Here is a 20,584-nt window from a genome sequence, read left to right as displayed (position 1 = left end):
GCCGCTTTATTGTTTTAAACGTATAATTTATGCCTCACAGCTTTTACAACTCACCAGGCTTGTTACCATTTCCTTGGATACGCTCTGGCTGCGCTGGTAATAAAGTGTTTTAACTCCAAGTTTCCAGGATTCTATCAATAACCTGTTTACATCTTTTACAGGCAGGTCTGCAGGTATATTTAAGTTGAGGCTTTGCGACTGGTCAATATATTGCTGGCGAATGGATGCCTGCTGGATTATTTCGAGCTGGCTTATTTCTTTAAAGGTTTTAAAAACCTCTTTTTCTTCAGCCGACAATTCTTTAATATGTTGAACACTGCCGTGATTCAGCATGATATTGCGCCAGGTATCTTCATTGTCAATACCTTTCTTTATAAGTACCTCTTTCAGGTATTTATTCTTGCGGATAAAGTTTCCTTTTGACAAACCGGCTTTATAGTAATTGCTGCTATACGGTTCAATACCCGGTGAGGTTTGGCCCAGTATGGCTGAAGAAGAAGTGGTGGGTGCTATTGCAAGCAGGGTTGTATTTCTTAAGCCATAACCTTTCAGTATTTCAGGTTCTCCATATATCCATGCCAAATCTTTGCTGGCTTTTATCGCCTTGGTCTGAATATCTTTAAATATCAGGGAAGTTAATTGCTTGGCCCTTAATCCTTCAAAAGGGATCATATTTTTTTGCAAATAAGAATGCCAGCCCAGAACGCCCAATCCCAGGGCCCGGTGTCTTTTGGCAAACAGGTTGGCAGATTTAAGGTAATGATTGCCCTCTGTTTTGGTAATGAATTCCTGCAGCACAGCATCCAGGAAAAATATAGCCAGCTTAACAGCATTCGTATCTTTCCATTCATCATACAGTTCAAGGTTCATGGAGGAAAGGCAACAGATAAAAGATTCGTCTTCTGTTGAAGGCAGCATGATCTCAGAACAAAGGTTACTGGCATGAATGGTTAAGTCGGCATCTTTATACACCTTTGGCTTATTCCTGTTTACATTATCTGTAAAGAATATATAAGGCAGGCCTTTCTGCTGCCGGCTCTCCAATACTTTTGCCCAAATCTCCCTCTTCTTCTTATCGCCATCAATCATATCCTGCATCCAGTAGTCTGGTACACATACGCCGTAAAAAAGATTTTGTATGGGGTGGCCAATGTCTTTGATAGAAAGAAATTCTTCTATATCGCCATGATCAATATCCAGGTAAGCTGCAAAAGCGCCACGGCGAACACCGCCCTGCGAAACCGTATCCATTGCCGTATCAAATAACCGCATAAAACTTACCGCGCCGCTGCTTTTACCATTATCTGTAACGGCGCTGCCCCTTTCCCGTAAGGCGCCGAAATAAGCGGAAGTGCCGCCGCCCAGTTTGGTTTGCATAATTACTTCGCCCAGCTTATGGGTTATACCTTCAATATAATCCGGCACATGCACGTTAAAGCAGGAGATAGGCAGCCCGCGTTCCGTACCCATATTTGCCCAAATGGGTGAACTCAGGCTCATCCATCCGCGTTCTATCATTTCGCGGAACGCGTCTTTTAATTCCGGTTTATATAAACGCTGTGCAGCAGCCGTGCAGATTCTTTCAATAGCGCCATCTATGGTTTCTCCTTTTAAAAGATAACCGCGGTTTAATATTTGTTCACTTTCTTCATTTTTCCACCAGAGCTTTTCCTGCTCGTATTTTCCGGCTATATCTGATAGCTGGGCGGCAGGTGGCGTGTCTGCTGCATCAAACAATGTTGTCATTACAAAAAATTTAAAGGATGATTAGATCGTAAGAATTTATAAACAGGTTTAAAATAAATCGTCAGCAGAAATACTCTTGTCAAACTTGGTATATTCCACCGGGCGTTTGGCAAAAAAATCGTCGAGGCTGTTGGAGAAGACTTCTTCCTCAAACCAAACCATAGGAGCGCTTTGTGCATGGCTGATATTAAATAAGGGTTGCAGGCCTATTTGGATGAGGCTGTCATCTGCCCGTTTCTTCATGAAATTAGCGAGATCATATTTACGGATGAAGTCTAATTCACCTGCATTGAAAATCCAGTCGATTATACGGATTTCAGTATAGATAGATTGATCTACAAGATCGCGAACCATGCCAATCATATTTTCGGTAAATATTTCCGGGTATTCTTCTTTCAGTTTATTGATTAAAAAAATTCCTGCATTGGCATGTATTTGTTCATCCACTGAAGTCCAGGCAATAATATTGCTTACATTTTTCATAAGTCCTTTAAACCTGGTAAACGCGAGGATAATGGCAAACTGGCTGAAAAGGCTTACGTTTTCAATCAACATGCTAAAAAGAATGAGTGAAAAAACATATTCTTTTTTGTCGCTTGATTTTGTATGCTGCAATGCAGTTGAAAGATAATCGATGCGCTCCTTTATTACAGGCACCTGCAGCAAACCCTCAAATTCATTATTATAACCGAGCACTTCCAGCAGGCGGGAATATGCTTCGGAATGCCTGAACTCACATTCGGCAAAAGTTGCGCCCAGCCCGTTAATTTCAGGTTTTGGAAAATGATGGTACAGGTTTCCCCAAAACGATTTCACTGCTACTTCCACCTGTGCAATGGCAAGCAGGCTGTTTTTTATAGCATTTTGCTCTGCCGGCGTTAAATGGGCATGAAAGTCCTGAACATCGGCAGTGAAATCAATTTCTGAATGAACCCAAAAAGATTTATTTATGGCAGTAGTAAACTGAAGTACTTCCGGGTATTCAAATGGTTTGTATTGAATTCTCTTATCAAATAGGCCCATAGTTATTTATTTTTAGACGCACACTGTCCTTACAGTATAACGCCATCATGAACAAAAGAAAATTGTTTAATGCAGAAATAAAAGCCCGGCGTATATAAGGTTTATAATGGATCAATATAAATGCTAAGCTTTTACAATTTCTGTTAATGCAGGCGATCAGGATCTCCACATTTTTTAAATACAACCGCCTTGATAAAGAGGAAAGAAGCTGACAAACACAGGGCGATTCGGACAGCGAACCCTGTTAGTGTAAAATCAGATCCCACCTTTCCTTCGAAGGCATGATTGCTTATGATATTCTGGCAGGTCTTCTGACTTGCTCTATTGTTTATAGCCTTCCCGTTATAATTACAGTGACATTTAATATAAACAATTTTCACAGAGCTCACAGCTACGGGATAGTTTTCGATTTTCACGAAATTCCCTTTTAATAACGTGCCCGCGCTAATTGCGGCGTTAACCAAAACATGCATGTAAAGTAATAACCCAAAATAAAAATGCGGGGAATTGTTATGCACCTTTTGTTGAAAACAAAATATTGGTTTTCTTTTCCGGGAAACAGGGCGATGAGAGATATATATTGTTCAGCAGTTCACTTTTATATATTGGTTATTGAGCATTGATTAAATAACCGTTTGTTACTGGTTATTGATAAACCTGCCCGGGTTATTCGCAATAAATTCTTTCCAGCCTTTAAAAGATTTTTTCTGAGCTGAAACAATTGTGCCCGATGCATAATGATGGCAGAGCGCCACGGCCAATGCATCGGTTGCATCAAAAAAATGTGGTTCTTCTTCCAGCTTTAACATTTGCTGCAGCATTTTATATACCTGTTCTTTGGTTGAATTGCCATTGCCGGTAATGGATTGTTTTATTTTTTTGGGAGAGTATTCCGTTACAGGCAATGCAGCCTGCATAGCTGCTGCAATGGCCACGCCCTGCGCCCGGCCGAGTTTAAGCATACTTTGAACGTTCTTGCCATAAAACGGCGCTTCTATGGCAAACATATTAGGATTATAGTTTTTTATAAGTTCACTTACTTTTGAAAAAATAATTTCGAGTTTTTGATAAGTATCTTTTTGTGCAGTAAGTTTTAAAACGTCCATGTGCAGCAGTTTTATTTCATTGCCTTTTATTGATAAAACGGCGTAGCCCATGATAACGGTGCCGGGATCAATTCCGAGAATTATTTTTGAAGCGTTATTCATTGAAATGTGAAAGTACTATTTGTACATTATTAAACTTCATGCAAAAAAAACATCTTGCAAAGCAATTAAAGATTTTATTGAATTATGTTTTAGGGCCGTTGCTTTTTATTGTACTGGTTTATATCATTTACAAAAAAGTGGAAACGCAACCTGATCTTCCGCAGAAATTAGAGGTACTTAAAAACTCTTTTGCATCAAAAAATATATGGAAAATCGTAGGCCTTTTTTTACTGCTTTGTTTAAACTGGAGCATTGAAGCACGTAAATGGCAGCTATTAATGCGCCCGGTGGAGAAGGTGAATTTCATAACCGCGATTAAAGCTATTTTATCGGGGCTGGCATTATCGTTGTTTTTGCCAAATGGTTTTGGAGAGTATCCTGCCCGTGCTTTGTATATGAAAGAAGGAAACCGTTTGCGTTCTGTTGCTTTAAATGTGGCGGGCAGCATGGCACAGCTTATTGTTACGCTCGTTGTGGGCATAACATCTTTAATTTATTTGAAAACCTTTGCCTGGGCAAAATCCGAGCCGCTGGAGGGTTTATCGGTTTTGTGGCTTAACGGCATTATTTCAATGATCATTTTAGGCACATTAATATTGCTGATTACTTATTTCAGGTTATCATGGCTAACGCGGCTTGCCGAAAAAATTCCTTTCATACTGCGCTACAAGTATTTAATTGAAAACGTAGAAGCATTTCATTGGAAAGAGTTAACAAGAATTTTAGGTTTATCATTCATTCGTTTCATTGTTTTTGCTGTTCAATATATGGTGGTGCTGCATTTATTTGAGGTAAAGATTGATGCCGTTAATGCTTTTTGCACAACCAGTGTATTATTTTTATTCCTGGCTATTTTGCCAACCATTCCTTTTGCTGATGTGGGAATAAGGGGGCAGGCAGGAACACAGTTATTTGGATTGATTACCCCTGATGCATTTGGTGTTATCGCAACTATAGCAGTAATTTGGTTTATAAACCTGATACTACCATCGGCAGCAGGCAGTTTGTTTTTGCTGGGTATAAAGCTTTTTAAAAAAAGCGATAAACAAAACATCAAGAAATCGTGATAAGAAAACTCCTGGTCTCCTTTTTTTGTTTGATAATATGCTTAAGGCTTTCAGCCGATGACGATGATTTTTGCGGCATACGCAATACGGCTTTCAGGGCTGGTGAAAGCATAACTTTTACTGTTTATTATTCGGTAATAGGCATATATATAAATGCAGGCACAGCCAACTTTTCCACCACGCTTGAAAAATTAAATAATACACCTGTTTATCATGCGGTAGGCACAGGCACTTCAAACTCGCGGTATGACTGGATATTTAAAGTGAGAGACCGCTATGAAACTTTTTTTGATACGACCTATTTGCTGCCTTTGAAATTTATCCGCAATGTGGATGAAGGCGGTTATAGAAAAACAGAGAATATAACTTTCAACCGGAAAGCAAATACAGCTACATCAACCAAAGGAACTTATAATGTGCCCAATTGCATACAGGATGTATTAAGCGCCGTTTATTATGCACGCAATATTAATTTCAACAACTATAAAATTGATGATAAAATCCCCTTCAGCATGTTTTTAGATAACCAGGTATATAATCTTTATATCCGCTATCGTGGTAAAGAGGTAGTAAAAACACGCTATGGAAAATTCAATGCCATTAAATTCACCCCGCTGCTTGTAAAAGGAACCATATTTGAAGGCGGCGAGAAAATGACGGTATGGGTTAGCGATGACGCGAATCATATTCCATTGCGTATTGAAAGCCCTATAACCGTTGGCAGCATTAAAGTGGATATGATGCAATACCGCAATCTCCGTTATCCTTTGTCATCTAAGATAAGTGTGCGATAAGCGCTAATAGCTATCCGCTGACAGCTATTAGCTGACAGCTATATTTACAGCAATCCTTTTCCTGACAAATATTCCGCAATCTGCACGGCATTGGTAGCAGCGCCTTTACGCAGGTTGTCGCTCACAATCCAGAGGTTTAAAGTGTTAGGCTGTGTATCATCCCTTCTTATCCTTCCTACAAACACTTCATCCTTTTCATGCGCCCATAAAGGCATTGGATAAACCTGCGCCGCCAAATCATCCTGTACCACAACCCCCGGCGCTTCACTTAATATTTTCTTTACTTCTTCAATATCGAAATCGTTGTTAAATTCAACGTTTACACTTTCACTGTGGCCGCCAACAACCGGTATGCGTACCGTGGTGGCCGTAACCATAATGCTATCATCACGCATAATTTTTCTTGTTTCATTCACCATCTTCATTTCCTCTTTGGTATAGCCGTTGTCCAGAAACACATCTATCTGCGGAATAACATTTAAATCAATTGGATATTTATATGCCATTGGCCCGTCTGTTACATTTTTACGTTCATTGTACAATTGGTCAACCGCCTTTTTGCCGGTGCCTGTAACACTCTGATAAGTGCTTACCACAATCCTCCGGATTCCATATTTTTTATGCAGCGGGTTTAATGCCACCACCATTTGAATGGTAGAACAGTTAGGGTTAGCAATAATCTTATCGTCAGCAGTTAATGCATCTGCGTTCAGTTCAGGTACAACTAATTTTTTTGTTGGATCCATGCGCCATGCACTGGAGTTATCAATCACCGTAATACCGGCTGCTGCAAACTTTGGCGCCAGTTCAAGCGATGTACTGCCACCCGCAGAAAAAATAGCTACGTTTGGTTTGGCGGCAATAGCATCTTCATAAGAAACAACCTTGTATTTCTTTCCTTTAAATTCAACTTCCTTACCAATGGAACGTTCACTTGCTACGGGAAATAATTCTGTTACTGGAAAATTTCTTTCTGCTAACACCTGTAACATTTTTGAGCCAACCAGGCCGGTTGCGCCAACTACTGCAACTTTCATTTTGTAATGGTTTTTGTTTTTATGTTTTATTTGATGAGCTGCAGTGCAGGCATTGAACTTAGTTGTGTCACTCCCTTGTACAGCCCGAATTCTGTTCATCAAAGCATCATTAACAAAAAAGCCTTCCGTTTTTGGAAGGCTTTCTGTTTTATCTTCATTAAGCATACAACATCATGCACCTTCCTTGTTATAGAATGTCTTTATGCACTTTGTATGTTTCTTAATCATTTTCATCTGAATCATTATGTATTTTCAATTGCAGATGTAATGCTATAATAAATATTCTTAAAGGCTATAGCATTTCATTTTGCTGCGCGAAAGTAATGTGTTAAACAAATACGCCAAAATATTTTTTGAATAAATGACCAATGCTTAATTATTTTATCAGCTAAATGCACCTTCCATTGGGTGTTTCAAATAATCAATAGCCAGCATTCAATTTTAAAGAACAACCCAATCCCAATTACTCATTCCCGATTCTATTTTTACCAGATCCTAATCCGCTTATCTTCCGGTATAAACATTTTATCGCCGGGCTGCACATTAAATGCTTTATAAAAAGGATCAAAGTTAGCCAGCGGCCCGTTTACCCTGAATATGGCTGGAGAGTGGGGGTCAACATTTGCATAAAAGCGCATGGTTTCAGGCTTTAATTTTTCGCGCCATATTTGCCCTAAAGAAATAAAGAATCTTTGATCTGGCGTAAAACCATCAATCCGGGTTGTATCCTGGCCTTGTTTAGTCATTTTAAAGGCATCGTAAGCAATAGCGACGCCGCCAATATCTGCCATGTTTTCGCCCGTGGTTAATGCGCCGTTTACATGTATGCTGTCGATTATTACATAGCTGTTATATAAATCAATAACCTGTGTTGATTTTCCTACAAATTTTACACTGTCCTCTTTGCTCCACCAATTCTTAAGATTGCCGTCTTTATCATATTGTGCGCCCTGATCATCAAAACCATGCGTCATTTCATGGCCTATCACCATTCCAATGCCGCCATAGTTAATGGCATCATCAGCATCCGGATCAAAGAACGGGAATTGTAATATGCCTGCCGGGAAAACAATCTCATTAAATGTTGGGTTATAATAAGCGTTAATGGTTGGCGGCGACATTTCCCATTCTGTTTTATCAACCGGTTTGCCAATTTTATCTATTTGATATTGATATTCATTCTTGGCGCATGACAAAAGATTTTCAAAATATTTGTTGCGGGTTACGGTCACCTTGCTGTAATCCCTCCATTTATCGGTATAACCTATTTTCTTTAAGAATGCATTCAGCTTATCTTTTGCAACAGCTTTGGTGCTGTCGCTCATCCAGTCGAGGTTATCAATTCTTTTGGCAAATGCTTTTTGAAGATTGTTAACCATATCAAGCATTCTTTGTTTGGCATCTTCTGTAAAATATTTTTTTACATAAAGCTGGCCCAAAGCATCACCAAGCGTATTATCTGTATTTACTACCATGCGCTGCCAGCGTGGCCTTAATTTTTGCTGGCCGCTTAAGGCCTTACCGGCGTATTCAAACTTTGCATTTACAAAATCGCTGCTGAGCGCACTGGCTGCATCATTTAAAACATGGAACTTAAAATAAGACTTCCATGCATCAAGCGGTATTGATTGTAATAACTGGTTTAATTTACTATAATATTCAGGCTGGCTAACATTTACGGAATCTGCATGCACGCCAATGGTGGTTAATGTATTTTTCCATGCAAACACAGGCATTTGCCTATCTAAATCAGCCACCGCCATTTTATGATAATTACTTTGCGGGTCTCTTAACTGCACATTGGTTTTATGACTGGAGGCCAATTGTTTTTCCAGCTCATATACCTGCGCCACTTCTATGGCTGCTTTTGCAGAATCGCTGCCCGTGAGCATGAATAACTGCTTCATATAATTTTTATAAGCAGCCACTACTTTTGCATTGGATGAATCCGTTTTAAAATAATAATCGCGGTCTGGCAAACCAATGCCCGCCTGCGTATAAACGGCAATATTTATAGCACTGTTTTTTTCATCGGGGCTAACACCCTGCCCATACAGCGGGTTGCTGTTTTCCATTTCCAGTTTGTTTGCAAAAGCCATTATGCCGGCTGCATCTTTAATAGAATCAATCTGCTGCAGGTAAGGTTTTACGGGTTCATAACCACGTTGCTCAATAACAGCAGAATCCATTCCTGAGGCATAAAAATCAGCAACCTTTTGCTCAATGCTACCTGCTTTTTGTTCAGTTTTCGATACAGAATCCAGCAAGTCGTGCAGCTTGTCGCGTGTTCCATAATAAAGGTCATCAAACGCACCGATGCCGGATTCTGTTTCAGGAATGTGAACGGTGTCAAGCCATTTGCCATTGATAAATCGGAAAAAATTATCGCCGGGTTTTACGGCTGAATCCATATAACCAGTTTCGATAAACTTGCCTGCGATATATTCTTTGTTGCTGTTGCAGGCAGAAAAGATTATTAAGAAAGAAGCTGCATAAAGCAGTTTATTCGCCATAGAAAAAATTTTAAGCGCGTAAAATAAGTATTTACAAAATAGGCATTGCCATTATTTGATGAATGAAGTATAAGATCAACCCATATTAACCAGCAATGCAGCGGCAACAATACCGGCAGTTTCTGCACGCAATCTTGTATTGCCAAGTGTTACAGGAACAAAATTTTTTTCGAGCGCCTTGTTAATTTCTCCAACTGAAAAATCGCCTTCGGGGCCAATCAGGATTAATTTGTTTTTAGAAGCGGCCGTTATTTGATTAATTGATTTTTTCTCTTCTTCAACGCAATGTGCCATCAGCTTTATACCATCAAAATCTTCATTAATAAATACATTGAATTTTTTGGGTTGATGTAAATGTGGCAGCCATGTTTGCCGGCTTTGCAGCATAGCTGAAATAAGAATATTATGCATCCTGTCGTAACGAAAATGTTCTTTTTCCGTATGATCGCAAATGAGTGGTGTAATTTCATTAACGCCTATTTCAGTTGCTTTCTCTAAAAACCATTCAAAGCGCGCTGGATTTTTTAATAAGGATATGGCAACAGAAATGGTTGTAGTTTGTGGTTGATATTTTGCAGTTGATTCAATTCTTACGCCACAATGTTTCTTATCGGCATTAATAATTGTTGCTGTAAACAAACTCCCTTTTCCATCGGTGAGCTGTAGTTGTTCGCCTGCTTTCATGCGCAGTACCTGCACGCAGTGCTTGCTTGTTTCTTCGCTTAAAACATGTACAGGCTGCTGAATATTTTCTTCGTAAAAGTATGGAAGGTTCATGCGCCATAAATGTAAACAGAATTATGGAGTTGTTGGATGCGATTGCCTGAACCTCATGTCGCTGTCTATATGTTCCTGTGCGCTGGTTGTGGTTGGTTGCGGAATTAATTCATTGGTCATGTGACGTGCGCCTTCAGCATATTGCAACGCATCTGCAAGATTGAAACCTCTTACAATCCACGACGGCCTTCCAAGCATAAAAGCTGCAAATACTGTTTTAATACGGTCATCAGCGGAGAGCGTAAACCAATCGGTGCAAACAGTAAGTGTATGTGCTGTGCGCAATTGCCTCAAGGTTACTGACGAGGCGGATACTTTACCTTCGCTGGCATAAGCAACAGCGCCGGAGCAATTGCGGTCGCCGGAACCGGCACAGGACAAATCCCAGGTATTGTTAAACCCATTATTTTGTAATGACTGAAAAGCATTATTCAAAGCAACCAGTTCTGCTGTTGTGGTTACCGAAGGAAATGAACGGTTCAGTAAATCAAGATTGCCGGAATTTAAAGTATTGAGTGCTGCCCCGTGCAATAATGTAACATCGGTTTGCAAGCCATTTTGTGCAAATGCTGCCCATTGGGCTGCCCTTGCAAAAGCTTCCAGTAAAATATCCGGCTGGCTGCAACCTGCGGTAGTATCAGCCTGCGGCGTAACAATTTGCGTATTAGCCCTGGCATGAAGCAGTTCTGCAAGAATGCCATAAGAATCTGCGTTGTCTAAGGTTTCTTCCGGCGACAGATGTTGGAATATCCTGTCTGTTCTGTATGCCCTGTCGTTTACACCTGTATTTTGCGTAACTGTATTACTTATGCCAACCTGCGGTATGGTTGCATGCATTAGTTCGTGAATAAATGTTGCAACCGGCCTGCTGCCTGCAATACCCACTGAACACATAGTAAGCGCATACGGACCTATTACATAAGCTGCAACAAAAGAAGATCCGCCGGATGTACAATGTGTGCGATCGCAATTAATGCTGATGCGGCCCGGGCTGCGCAGCAATTGTGCAACGTGTAAAAACCTTCTTCTGATCACCTCAGCATACTGTACATCATTCGTATTAAATGCCTGTTGCAAGGCGCCTGCAATTCTTGCATAATTGCCACGCGGCGCAATTGCATCTTTAAACACTTCATCTGTATTAAACTCCAGCAATTGCTGGTAAATATCATCAAGCCAGGTGAGTGTTTGGTTAACAATATCTGTTATATCTGTCTGATTACAGTTGGCTGCTATATTTACTGTTGATGATGTTGGTGTTGTTGAACCTGTAGTGCCGGTGGTTGTAGTTGTTGAAGTTGTGGCTGCAGTCGCGCCTGCAACATCATCGCGTTGCAGTATGCCTGTTAGCGCATTATTGGTTTGCTGAACAACATGCGTTAATTCATGCGCTATTAATTTTTTGCCTTCATTGGTTTTGGGCTGGTATTGGCCGGCGCCAAAAACAATATTGTTTCCGTAAGTATAAGCCCGCGCATTTATATTTTTTGCTGATTGGTTAGCTGCATCATTTGTATGCAATTGCACATTTGAAAAATCATATCCCAACCTTGACTCAAAGAATGCCTTTTCATTTCCACCCAAGTTTTTGCCGCCTTGTAAAGAAGATAAATAATTCTCCGTATCTGCTGTTGTATTTGCATTGTTTTCATCATTCTCCTTACGTTGTAATTTTTTTTCTTCCTCTTCGCAGTGTGCACATTTTCTTTGAACAACCGGCGGCATAAAAAAACTTTTGGCTGAAGCAAAGTTTTGCATGGGTATTACACCTTTTTCAATCGCATTTTCATCTTTATAATTATCTGCTTCACCTGGTTGCGTAAAAATGGTCCTGGGTTGAAAAAATGAAGGCCTTCCGGCATTTTGTAAATTACCGGCAACTGTTGGTTTTGTTGTTATATCTGCTTTTGCAGTCATTAATATTTATTTTACCAGGCGCGTTTCTTTCTTCTTTCAACAAAATTTTTCATCACCTTATATTGTTTTGTATCCGGGTCTTTCATGGTGATGGCTGTTCTTAAATACCTGTTCCTTACCGCATCTTTATTGGTGCACCAGTTTTCATTAACGAAGCTTACAAAATCTGAGGGAAGGCTGCCTACGTGCGCCGACAAATCTACCATCGCATCAAATTCAGCCTGGTTAAGATCAACCTTTATTTTATTATGCACTTCGTTCATGTGCGTTTGCATATCCTGTTTTAATAATTCAACAGCGCGGTCCTTGGTGATGGCATTCCATGGCGAAGCGCAGGCGCAGGTTTTTTTGGTTTTGCCATCATCTGTGGTTTCTGTATTTATTGTGCAGGATGATTTTGGAAAGATGACATGCCCGTAACCAATAGTGCACTGCCCTTCCGAAGCTACATACGGTGTAAGAAACAAGCCCTCACCAGGATCGCCGTCAACTTTTGCATACTTGCCTGTAATACGATCAATCAATGTTTGCCCAACTTCCTTGGGCTGAGCCGGCGATGATTTTATGCACCTCTTTTTCAATTCTTTTTCAAGCGCATTGAAATATTCCATATTGCCTTCTTCCGAAGGATAATCTTCAGGTTGAATGGTATGTATATATTCATTGTAAGCATCATACTCACTTTGTAAAACATCGTCGCTTAATTCTGAAGGGTCTTTGTTGGTTTCCCTTTGAACAAGCGGCGAAGAAGATGCATCGCTGCTTTGTTGCACCACATGCGTTAATTCATGCGCCAGCAGCTTTTTCCCTTCGTTTGTATTGGGCTGATATTGATTTGAAGCAAAAACAATATTGTTGCCGGAAGTATAAGCCAGGGCATTTATATTTTGCGCCGACTGATGTGCGCTGCTATCATTATAAATGCGCACATTTGAAAAATCATAACCCATTTTTGATTCAAAAAAACTTCTTTCTTCTTTTCCTAAAGATTTGCCGCCTGATAAATTGCCGATGTAGTTTTCTGTTTCAGCAGAAGTTCTTGGCACCTTATCATTATTTGGTTTACGCTGAATGGATGCGGGTTTAAAAAATGCATTGGCTGCAACATTATCCTGCTGAACTATTTTATCGGCAACCGCATTGGCTTCCTGCTCATAAACATCATTAGGTTGATTTATTGCAAGTTTTGCCTGGAAGAAAGCAGGCTTCCCTGTTTTGCTTCCGGCAACAGAATTTTTGTTCTTTTCAGCGAGGCAGTACATAATAGGTTAGCTGTATTTGTAAAATTAATCATCCGGTTAATATTCCGGTTGTTTATTTTTTTGCACGTTCAATCGTACAATTCATCCTTCATAATAGCAATTCATGCATTAAATTATGCAGGTTATGTAATTCGCAGAAAGTAAAAAGCATAATAGGGTTATTGCTTTTTATATTTGAATACCAAATTTATTCATGCGCCGCTGGTTACTCTTGTTTTTATTACTTTGTTTTTTGCTGCCTGTATTTTCACAACAGGCAAAACAATATGCTTTTACACATTACAGTACGGCTAACGGGCTTGTTTCAAACACCGTTTACAGTATAGTGCAGGACAAGCAGGGCTATATCTGGATGGCCACCATTGATGGCCTGCAGCGGTTTGATGGCAAGCGGTTTATTACATTCAGGCATTCGAGCACAAACCCACATTCAATACCTTCAGATTTTGTGCCGCAGCTAAACATGGATAAAGATGGAAATCTTTGGTTATACACCGGCAACAAAATTGGTTTTTTTAACCCGCATACTTTTTTATTTACCGCTGTGCCTGTAGAAGATGAAGACCCTTCAAATCCATATGATATTACTTTTTATGGCAACGCTTACAACGGCTATATGGTTCTGCATGCCAGGAATGTTGGTTTTTTTCTGTATGATCCTGCCTTAAAGAAATTTAAACGAACGATATCTTTTAAAACACCTGAAAATAAACGGCTGTATGGAATAACTGACATTAATGGGGTTGAATTCTGGATATCCATTGATGGCGGTGTAATTGTTTATAATCTTAAAACCGGTAACCTTAATTACAGGGGTCACAACCCTGATAAAAATATCTACATTAATGCTGTACAGAACGACACGGCAGGAACCGGTTTTTTTGCCCAGGTGAATGATACATTATGGTACAATAGCTGGCCGTTAATTTCATGGGCGCCGTTTATACACAAGCTTAGTTTGAAAAGTGGTGCGAAAGAAACATACAGCATAAACCGGCAATTCAATTTTGGTTATACGGAAATAGGAGGAAACCTGTTTCTGCAAAATGGCCGCAAATGGTTTTATGGGCGAAGTTTTATTGCAGAATATACGGGCAATAAACAGGGCCCCTTTGAGCTTATACAAAATGCATATAATGGCGATCAAAGCATAACCTTCGATCATGTATATAAAATGATGGAAGACCGGCAGCATAACATATGGATTGCTACCGACAATGGTGCATTTGTGTTTAATCCTGACATGCAGGTTTTTGACGTTCATAAAGTGCAGCGCCCTACAGATGCACAACCGCATGAAGCACCGGTTTCCGAGGCCTGCGAATTGAAGAATGGTAATATTCTTATAAGCACATGGGGCAACGGATTGTTTTGTTATGATAGTAATCTTAATGTAATATCAATGTTGCCCGGCCTGCAGGAACTTACACGCAATTACATGATGTGGTGCCTGCATGAGCATAGAAGAACAGGTTTAATATGGATGGGTTTCCAGGGTGGTGGATTGGGTATATATGATCCAGTGAAGAAGCGTTTTGAAATGCTGAATGAAAAAACTTTTGGCGGAAGCACGATAAGAAAGGTTACTGAAGATAGATTTGGCAATCTATGGTTTGGGCTGCAAAGCGGAGGCATTGTTAAATGGAATATGGATGCCGCTAACGGAGATTTTCATAAAGGATATGAAATTATTGACGGCAGGAAAGGATATTATATTCAGAAAATGTACACGGGTAAACATGGCGCAGTTTGGGTGGGTTATATAAATGGCGGCCTGAGTAAGTATGATGCCGCAACCAATAAATTGCTATTTCATTACTCAAAAAACAATCTGAACAATGAAGGGCTCTGGTCAAATAATGTGAACGATATATATGCTTATAACGACAGCCTGCTATTGATAGCAGATGAAGCTTTGGATATACTTAACCTCAATACCAACAGAATAACACACATTAGTACAGAAAACGGTTTGCCCTCGAATACAGTGGTAAGTATAGAAGCTGACGATAAAGGTATTCTTTGGCTTGGCATGGCTAACCAATTATGCAGGTTCGACCTTTCCAAAAAAATATTTTCCACTTTCGACAGGAAGGACGGTATTACGTATGACCTTTTTGTTCCGGCGGGAGATTATAAATTGAAAGACGGAAGGCTTCTTTATTTAACTGATAAAAATTTTGTTGTTTTCAACCCGCTTACCGTGGCTTCTGCGCGCCTGCCGGATAAGGTGATGATAACAAATTTTAAAATGGGCAACAGGTTTTTGTCAATCGATTCTTTAAACAGCCTGCATACAATTACGCTTCAATATAATAACACTTCTTTTTCCATTGAATTCAGCGCCCTGAACTTTACGCCTCAAAACAAGCTGAATTATTATTATATGCTTGAAGACATCGATAAAGCTTATCAGCCTGCTTCTTCACTCAATGAAGCAGTTTATAATTATCTGCCTGCAGGCAATTATACTTTTAAAGTAAAAGCAGAAAACACAGAAGGCCGGGAAACTGCTGTTACAGAACTTCATATAAAAGTAGTTCCGCCTTTTTGGCTTAGCTGGTGGTTTTTTGGATTGATAATCCTGCTGGTTTTTGCTGTGTTTTACTGGATTGACAAAGAGCGGATAAAAAAGATTCAGGCTTTGCAAAAAGTGCGCACGCAAATAGCCAGGAACCTGCACAACGATGTAAATACAACATTAAATCATATAAGCCTGCTGAGTGAAATGGCCAGGATCAAAGCTGATAAAGATCTTGATATGTCAAAAGATTTTATTGAGCAAATAAATACCAAAAGCCGCAGCATGATCGATGGCATGAATGATATGATGTGGACTTTAAACCCTCAGAATGACAGCATGGATAAAACAATCCTGCGCATGAAAGAATATGCGGAGGCCTTACAAAATACTTATCCAGTACAGATACAAATGGAAGTGGATGAAGCCGTTCGTTTATTAAAAACAGATATGAAACTGCGGCATGAAATATTCCTGATATTTAAAAATACCTTGCGCAGCATAGCAGAAACCGGCACCACTACTCCAACATTGATTAATATTGATTATCAAAGCAGGAAAATCTTACTGAAAATTTATAACGGTACGGCTTCATTTAAAAATACAGACACAGAACAAACCATACAACAAATACATGAACGTGCCGGTATTTTAAATGCTGAACTTGATGTTCAAACCGATAAAGGCATATCACTTATACTGCTGGCGCCGGTGCACCAGCAGTAAGTAATAATTGTTACAGCTTTATATTTAACCCGATCAAAAAATTTGTTCCGGCCGCCGGGTAATAATAATTATCGTTAATTAAACCATCCTCATACATATAAGGATAAGTATAGCCATTCGGCTCATACAGTTTATTGAATATGTTGTTTACGGCAACTATAAAATCAATTTGATTAAATAATTTTTTATACAGCGAATAATTCAAACGAAAATCTTCGGTAAAATAATCATTGAGTTTTCGGTTTTCATTTTGGGCATTATCCATGTATTGTTTGCCAACATATTTGCTCACAAAATTCAGTTGCATATTCTTTACAGGAATAAACGTTACAGTTGCGGCCGCAATAGTGTTAGGAGAGAAGGATATATTGGTATTGGAATGTTTAACTGTTATTTGCCCGCCGTTATCCCAATCATCAATATATTCTGTAAAGTGTTTTATTTTATTGCTGCTGAAGGTAATATTACCGCTTGCATTTAACCAGTTGTTAATGGCAATGCCACCCTGCAATTCAATGCCGGCGCGGTAACTATTGGGTACATTTATTCTTGTATAACTGCCTACATCATTTATCTGCCCCGTTTGAACAAGCTGGTTTTTATATAACATGTAATAGAAAGTCGCAGACAAATTATATTTATTCTTTTTTCGTTCTATAGCAGCTTCAAAATCATGCAATGTTTCTGCGGTTGGCTGTTGCTGCAGGCTTGCTTCAAAATCATCGCGGTTAGGTTCTTTATGTGCCAGGGCATAACTCAGGTAAGCATTCCAGCCGTTATAATTATAATTAATGCCGGCCTTGGGATTAATAAAGTTGAATTTTCTTTTTATAAATAGATCATGATTGTCTTCAAAACCTTCCATGTTATGCATTACATGGCGATATTGAACATCGGCAAACGTGTTCCATTTTGTATCAAGGCTATGCATCCATTTCGCATAGATATTGGCATCTGTTTTCCTTGCAGGTAAATTATAATATTTATAATCGTTTGGAACTTTTGCTTCACTCCAGGTTATTTTGCCATAATGTTTGCCATCATATATATTCCAGCTTCCGCCAATGGTTAATTCATCTTTTTGCGTTTTATATTGAAGTGAAAGTATCTGTCCGTAAAAATAATTATCGAGCCAGCGCTGCCTTACAAGATCGGTAACAACTGTATCACTCAATCCATAATCGCCGAGGTTTTCACCCGCTTTATATTCTTCATAATAACCTTTGCCACGAACTAAAAAGAATGCAGTATTGAATTTTAATTTGCTGCTGAATGAATGATCATAAAATAACTGGTAATGTGTTTGCGTATAATTATCTGTTTGGTCGCTGTAAGGCGTTCCCGGTTTTTCCATGCCTGCGGGATTATACCGCCTGTTGGTTTTTAAGCTATCCTGCGGCACACCATACCATGCCTGGTATGTTTTTTCTTTGCCTGAAAAAATATTTAAGCGCAAACTGTTTTTATTGCCGACATAGGCCGCCGATGTATAAAAGGAAGTAAGCTTGCTTGCTGCCCTGTCAATATAGCCATCGCTTGCAATGCGGCTCAATCTTGCATCAAGCGTAAAATGATTGCCAAGCAAACCGCTTCCTAAACGTATTGTATTTTTCCATGTGTTAAATGAGCCAAAGCCGTTATCTGATTCAGCATAAGCTTTCCTGTTTACTTCATTGGTGCTTATATTGATCGTTCCACCAAAAGCACCGGAGCCATTGGTGGAAGTGCCCACGCCGCGTTGTATTTGTATTGAATTGGCCGAGGAAACAAAATCAGGCAGGTCAACGAAGAAGGAGCCCAGGCTTTCCGCATCATTAAAAGGAATGCCATTCAGTGTTACATTTATTCTTGTTGCATCCGTTCCGCGTATGCGGATGCCTGTATAACCAACGCCATTACCCGCATCAGTTGTGGTGGTTACTGATGGCGTTTGGTTGAGTATAAAAGGTAAATCCTGCCCGAGATTAATTTTGGCTATCTCATCTTTCGTAATATTGGTTTTGGTGAAGGGCGCTTTGTCTGATGCTCGCACAGCGCGTACTTCAAGCGGTTCAAGATAGGCGGAAGCTTCGGCAAGCATAATATGCAGCCTTGTATTTTGCGGTGCCGTAATAATTGTATCAAACGTTTGTTTGCCCACATATTCAATAACCAGCTTATAATTCAAAGAAGGGTTCAGGTTTGAAAAATTGAATGATCCGCTTTCATTTGTAAGCGCTGATAGCCTGGAATTTTTTGTACTGATAATAACTGTAGAGCCATTCAGCGGGCTGTTGTTTTTATCGGTCACTGTGCCGCTGATGTTCTGCGCCGATGTTGCAAAAAGGATGTTTAAGAATGCAACTGTTCCCAAAAATTTTTTCATTTTCTTCAAAATTTAATTTCACAGATGGGAACAAGGAATAATGCTATAGGATGTGCAGCTGTAAGTGAAGCTCACCTTCCCTTCGCAGGTATTACCCTGTTCAGGTTCAACGGGTGTAATCTCAGCCTTCCTGTTTTGGAAAGCACCCCGGGATTTTATAAAGCCTTACGGTTTTAAACCGTAAGGTATTGAGCCGCGAAATTATAGAGAAATTTTAAATTAGTGTGTAACCTTTTTGCGGGATCTTCGTTTCATTCAAAAACCAAATCATGCAAAAGATAATTCTTTGCCTGCTCCTTGTGGCAACAGGCTTTACTTTAAATGCGCAGAATGTAGTGCGCGATGCAAATGCGCAGGTCAGGAATGTAGGTACTTTTACAAAGATTGATATTTCAAGCGCTATCAATTTATATCTCTCCCAGGGTAGCACGCAGGGTGTTGCTGTAAGCTCAACCGACCCGGATGCAATAGGTAAAATAAAAACAGAAGTAAGGAATGGCGTGCTTAAAATTTTTGTGCAGAACGGCGCCTGGAACGGCTGGAACTGGAGTAATAAACATTTAAAAGCCTATATAACTTTTACCACGCTCGAATCGCTGAATGTGAGCGGTGCCTGTAACGTGGAAATAACCGATCCTGTTAAAGTGGGTGATTTAAAGCTGGAGCTTTCCGGTGCCAGTAATTTATATGGGAGCATAAAAGGCAACAATATAAAATTTGAGTTAAGCGGTGCTTCTAATGCAAAAGCGAATTTTACGGCAGCTTCATTTGATCTTTCTCAAACCGGCGCCAGTAATTTTAAAGGCACAATAAACAGCGGCAAAACAAGTTTGGATATGAGCGGCGCATCTGTTACAGATGTTAATGGTACTGCCACTGATCTTATAGTGGATGCAAGCGGCGCCAGTAATTTCAAAGGCGGTGATTTAACGGCTGAAAACTGCCGGATTGAAGCAACAGGCGCATCATCTGCCAGCATTAATGTAAACAAAGCCATACAGGCCACGGCAAGCGGCGGCAGCAGCATTCGTTATTCCGGGGCGGCTAATATTACTAATCTTGATGTAAGCGGCGGATCAACTGTAAAAAAGAAAAGCTAATATCTTAAATAAAGTTTTGCCCGATAATAATACCGTCTTATATTTGCACCCCGATTTACAAGTTCTTAGATTTAATTAAACTTATATATCGCGAGGTAGAGCAGCGGTAGCTCGTCGGGCTCATAACCCGAAGGTCGGAAGTTCGATCCTTCCCCTCGCAACTTTTGAAGCCTTACAGCAATGTGAGGCTTTTTTGTTTTAGATAAACCCAAACATGTATACTGTATATATTTTATATTCTTTGCAGCACAGAAAAATATATATAGGTTTTACAACAGATATTGCTGCAAGGTTTTTATCACATAATCAACTTGGTAAAAAGGGCTGGACAATAAAATACCGGCCCTGGCAGATAATCCACACAGAAGTTTTCAACACAAAACAGCAAGCACTTTTAAGGGAAAAAGCGTTAAAGACAGGCAGAGACAGAGAATGGATTTGGGATGAATTTATTGCCAATCTGCAATTATAATAATTGAGATAGGGCTCATATCCGCCGTGGCGGACGGAAGTTCGATCCTTCCCCTC

The 20,584-nt window shown here is 39.8% G+C and carries 14 protein-coding genes, 1 tRNA gene and 2 riboswitches; of the genes, 6 read left to right on the top strand and 9 right to left on the bottom strand.

What is annotated here, in order from left to right:
- Window positions 1–27: 27 nt before the first annotated feature.
- The 3 genes from ACTHN6_RS20490 to ruvC form a co-directional block, all read right to left on the bottom strand.
- The gene (locus ACTHN6_RS20490; protein WP_440437645.1) at window positions 28–1,746 is read right to left on the bottom strand and encodes a ribonucleoside-diphosphate reductase subunit alpha; all 1,719 of its coding nucleotides are present in this window, start codon (window positions 1,744–1,746) and stop codon (window positions 28–30) included.
- Window positions 1,747–1,794: 48 nt separating this feature from the next.
- Window positions 1,795–2,769: a ribonucleotide-diphosphate reductase subunit beta gene (locus ACTHN6_RS20485; protein WP_440437644.1), complete on the bottom strand. Its 975-nt coding sequence runs from the start codon at window positions 2,767–2,769 to the stop codon at window positions 1,795–1,797.
- A 284-nt stretch (window positions 2,770–3,053) separates the two neighbouring features.
- Window positions 3,054–3,249, bottom strand: a riboswitch (cobalamin riboswitch).
- 158 nt (window positions 3,250–3,407) lie between these two features.
- Window positions 3,408–3,977, bottom strand: coding sequence for a crossover junction endodeoxyribonuclease RuvC (gene ruvC / locus ACTHN6_RS20480; protein WP_440437643.1), 570 nt, complete (start codon window positions 3,975–3,977; stop codon window positions 3,408–3,410).
- 38 nt (window positions 3,978–4,015) lie between these two features.
- On the opposite strand from ruvC, the gene ACTHN6_RS20475 reads away from it, so the two are divergent.
- Window positions 4,016–5,044 carry a lysylphosphatidylglycerol synthase transmembrane domain-containing protein gene (locus ACTHN6_RS20475; RefSeq protein ID WP_440437642.1) on the top strand — a complete coding sequence of 343 codons (1,029 nt, stop codon included), beginning with the start codon at window positions 4,016–4,018 and terminating at the stop codon, window positions 5,042–5,044.
- Window positions 5,041–5,838: a DUF3108 domain-containing protein gene (locus ACTHN6_RS20470; protein ID WP_440437641.1), complete on the top strand. Its 798-nt coding sequence runs from the start codon at window positions 5,041–5,043 to the stop codon at window positions 5,836–5,838. Before ACTHN6_RS20475 ends, ACTHN6_RS20470 begins: the two co-directional genes overlap by 4 nt.
- Window positions 5,839–5,882: 44 nt before the next feature.
- On the opposite strand, the gene ACTHN6_RS20465 is transcribed toward ACTHN6_RS20470, so the two are convergent.
- The 5 genes from ACTHN6_RS20465 to ACTHN6_RS20445 form a co-directional block, all read right to left on the bottom strand.
- Window positions 5,883–6,875, bottom strand: coding sequence for an aspartate-semialdehyde dehydrogenase (locus ACTHN6_RS20465; RefSeq protein WP_440437640.1), 993 nt, complete (start codon window positions 6,873–6,875; stop codon window positions 5,883–5,885).
- Window positions 6,876–7,360: 485 nt separating this feature from the next.
- A complete protein-coding gene (locus ACTHN6_RS20460; protein WP_440437639.1) occupies window positions 7,361–9,388 on the bottom strand; it encodes a M13 family metallopeptidase in 2,028 nt (675 codons plus the stop codon).
- Window positions 9,389–9,463: 75 nt separating this feature from the next.
- A complete protein-coding gene (locus ACTHN6_RS20455; RefSeq protein ID WP_440437638.1) occupies window positions 9,464–10,165 on the bottom strand; it encodes a 16S rRNA (uracil(1498)-N(3))-methyltransferase in 702 nt (233 codons plus the stop codon).
- 21 nt (window positions 10,166–10,186) lie between these two features.
- The gene (locus ACTHN6_RS20450) at window positions 10,187–12,082 is read right to left on the bottom strand and encodes an eCIS core domain-containing protein (RefSeq protein WP_440437637.1); all 1,896 of its coding nucleotides are present in this window, start codon (window positions 12,080–12,082) and stop codon (window positions 10,187–10,189) included.
- Window positions 12,083–12,093: 11 nt separating this feature from the next.
- Window positions 12,094–13,344, bottom strand: coding sequence for an eCIS core domain-containing protein (locus ACTHN6_RS20445; protein ID WP_440437636.1), 1,251 nt, complete (start codon window positions 13,342–13,344; stop codon window positions 12,094–12,096).
- Window positions 13,345–13,537: 193 nt separating this feature from the next.
- On the opposite strand from ACTHN6_RS20445, the gene ACTHN6_RS20440 reads away from it, so the two are divergent.
- A complete protein-coding gene (locus tag ACTHN6_RS20440) occupies window positions 13,538–16,591 on the top strand; it encodes a ligand-binding sensor domain-containing protein (protein ID WP_440437635.1) in 3,054 nt (1,017 codons plus the stop codon).
- Between the two features lie 10 nt (window positions 16,592–16,601).
- Here ACTHN6_RS20440 and ACTHN6_RS20435 read toward each other — a convergent pair whose 3' ends face one another.
- Window positions 16,602–18,956, bottom strand: a complete 2,355-nt coding sequence (locus tag ACTHN6_RS20435; RefSeq protein ID WP_440437634.1) for a TonB-dependent receptor — start codon at window positions 18,954–18,956, stop codon at window positions 16,602–16,604.
- A 60-nt stretch (window positions 18,957–19,016) separates the two neighbouring features.
- A riboswitch (TPP riboswitch) is annotated at window positions 19,017–19,116 on the bottom strand.
- A gap of 109 nt (window positions 19,117–19,225) precedes the next feature.
- On the opposite strand from ACTHN6_RS20435, the gene ACTHN6_RS20430 reads away from it, so the two are divergent.
- The 3 genes from ACTHN6_RS20430 (at window position 19,226) to ACTHN6_RS20420 (ending at window position 20,528) form a co-directional block, all read left to right on the top strand.
- On the top strand, window positions 19,226–20,056 hold the full coding sequence (locus tag ACTHN6_RS20430; RefSeq protein ID WP_440437633.1) for a head GIN domain-containing protein: 831 nt from the start codon (window positions 19,226–19,228) through the stop codon (window positions 20,054–20,056).
- 89 nt (window positions 20,057–20,145) lie between these two features.
- Window positions 20,146–20,217: transfer RNA gene (locus ACTHN6_RS20425), tRNA-Met, on the top strand.
- Window positions 20,218–20,270: 53 nt separating this feature from the next.
- Window positions 20,271–20,528 (top strand): GIY-YIG nuclease family protein, encoded by a 258-nt coding sequence (locus ACTHN6_RS20420; RefSeq protein WP_440437632.1) that lies wholly within the window; start codon window positions 20,271–20,273, stop codon window positions 20,526–20,528.
- The last annotated feature ends 56 nt before the right edge of the window (window positions 20,529–20,584 follow it).

The organism is Parafilimonas sp., from assembly GCF_051953455.1.
GTDB lineage: Bacteria > Bacteroidota > Bacteroidia > Chitinophagales > Chitinophagaceae > Parafilimonas.
The sequence above is the reverse complement of the archived record's forward strand: the minus strand, read 5'-3'. Positions and strand labels throughout refer to the sequence as shown.

Coding starts and splice junctions, on each gene's coding strand:
- ACTHN6_RS20460 (WP_440437639.1), bottom strand. CDS start 9,388: ATGGCGAATAAACTGCTTTATGCAGCTTCTTTCTTAATAATCTTTTCT.
- ACTHN6_RS20475 (WP_440437642.1), top strand. CDS start 4,016: ATGCAAAAAAAACATCTTGCAAAGCAATTAAAGATTTTATTGAATTAT.
- ACTHN6_RS20435 (WP_440437634.1), bottom strand. CDS start 18,956: ATGAAAAAATTTTTGGGAACAGTTGCATTCTTAAACATCCTTTTTGCA.
- ACTHN6_RS20465 (WP_440437640.1), bottom strand. CDS start 6,875: ATGAAAGTTGCAGTAGTTGGCGCAACCGGCCTGGTTGGCTCAAAAATG.
- ACTHN6_RS20440 (WP_440437635.1), top strand. CDS start 13,538: ATGCGCCGCTGGTTACTCTTGTTTTTATTACTTTGTTTTTTGCTGCCT.
- ACTHN6_RS20450 (WP_440437637.1), bottom strand. CDS start 12,082: ATGACTGCAAAAGCAGATATAACAACAAAACCAACAGTTGCCGGTAAT.
- ACTHN6_RS20485 (WP_440437644.1), bottom strand. CDS start 2,769: ATGGGCCTATTTGATAAGAGAATTCAATACAAACCATTTGAATACCCG.
- ACTHN6_RS20455 (WP_440437638.1), bottom strand. CDS start 10,165: ATGAACCTTCCATACTTTTACGAAGAAAATATTCAGCAGCCTGTACAT.
- ACTHN6_RS20430 (WP_440437633.1), top strand. CDS start 19,226: ATGCAAAAGATAATTCTTTGCCTGCTCCTTGTGGCAACAGGCTTTACT.
- ruvC (WP_440437643.1), bottom strand. CDS start 3,977: ATGAATAACGCTTCAAAAATAATTCTCGGAATTGATCCCGGCACCGTT.
- ACTHN6_RS20445 (WP_440437636.1), bottom strand. CDS start 13,344: ATGTACTGCCTCGCTGAAAAGAACAAAAATTCTGTTGCCGGAAGCAAA.
- ACTHN6_RS20420 (WP_440437632.1), top strand. CDS start 20,271: ATGTATACTGTATATATTTTATATTCTTTGCAGCACAGAAAAATATAT.
- ACTHN6_RS20490 (WP_440437645.1), bottom strand. CDS start 1,746: ATGACAACATTGTTTGATGCAGCAGACACGCCACCTGCCGCCCAGCTA.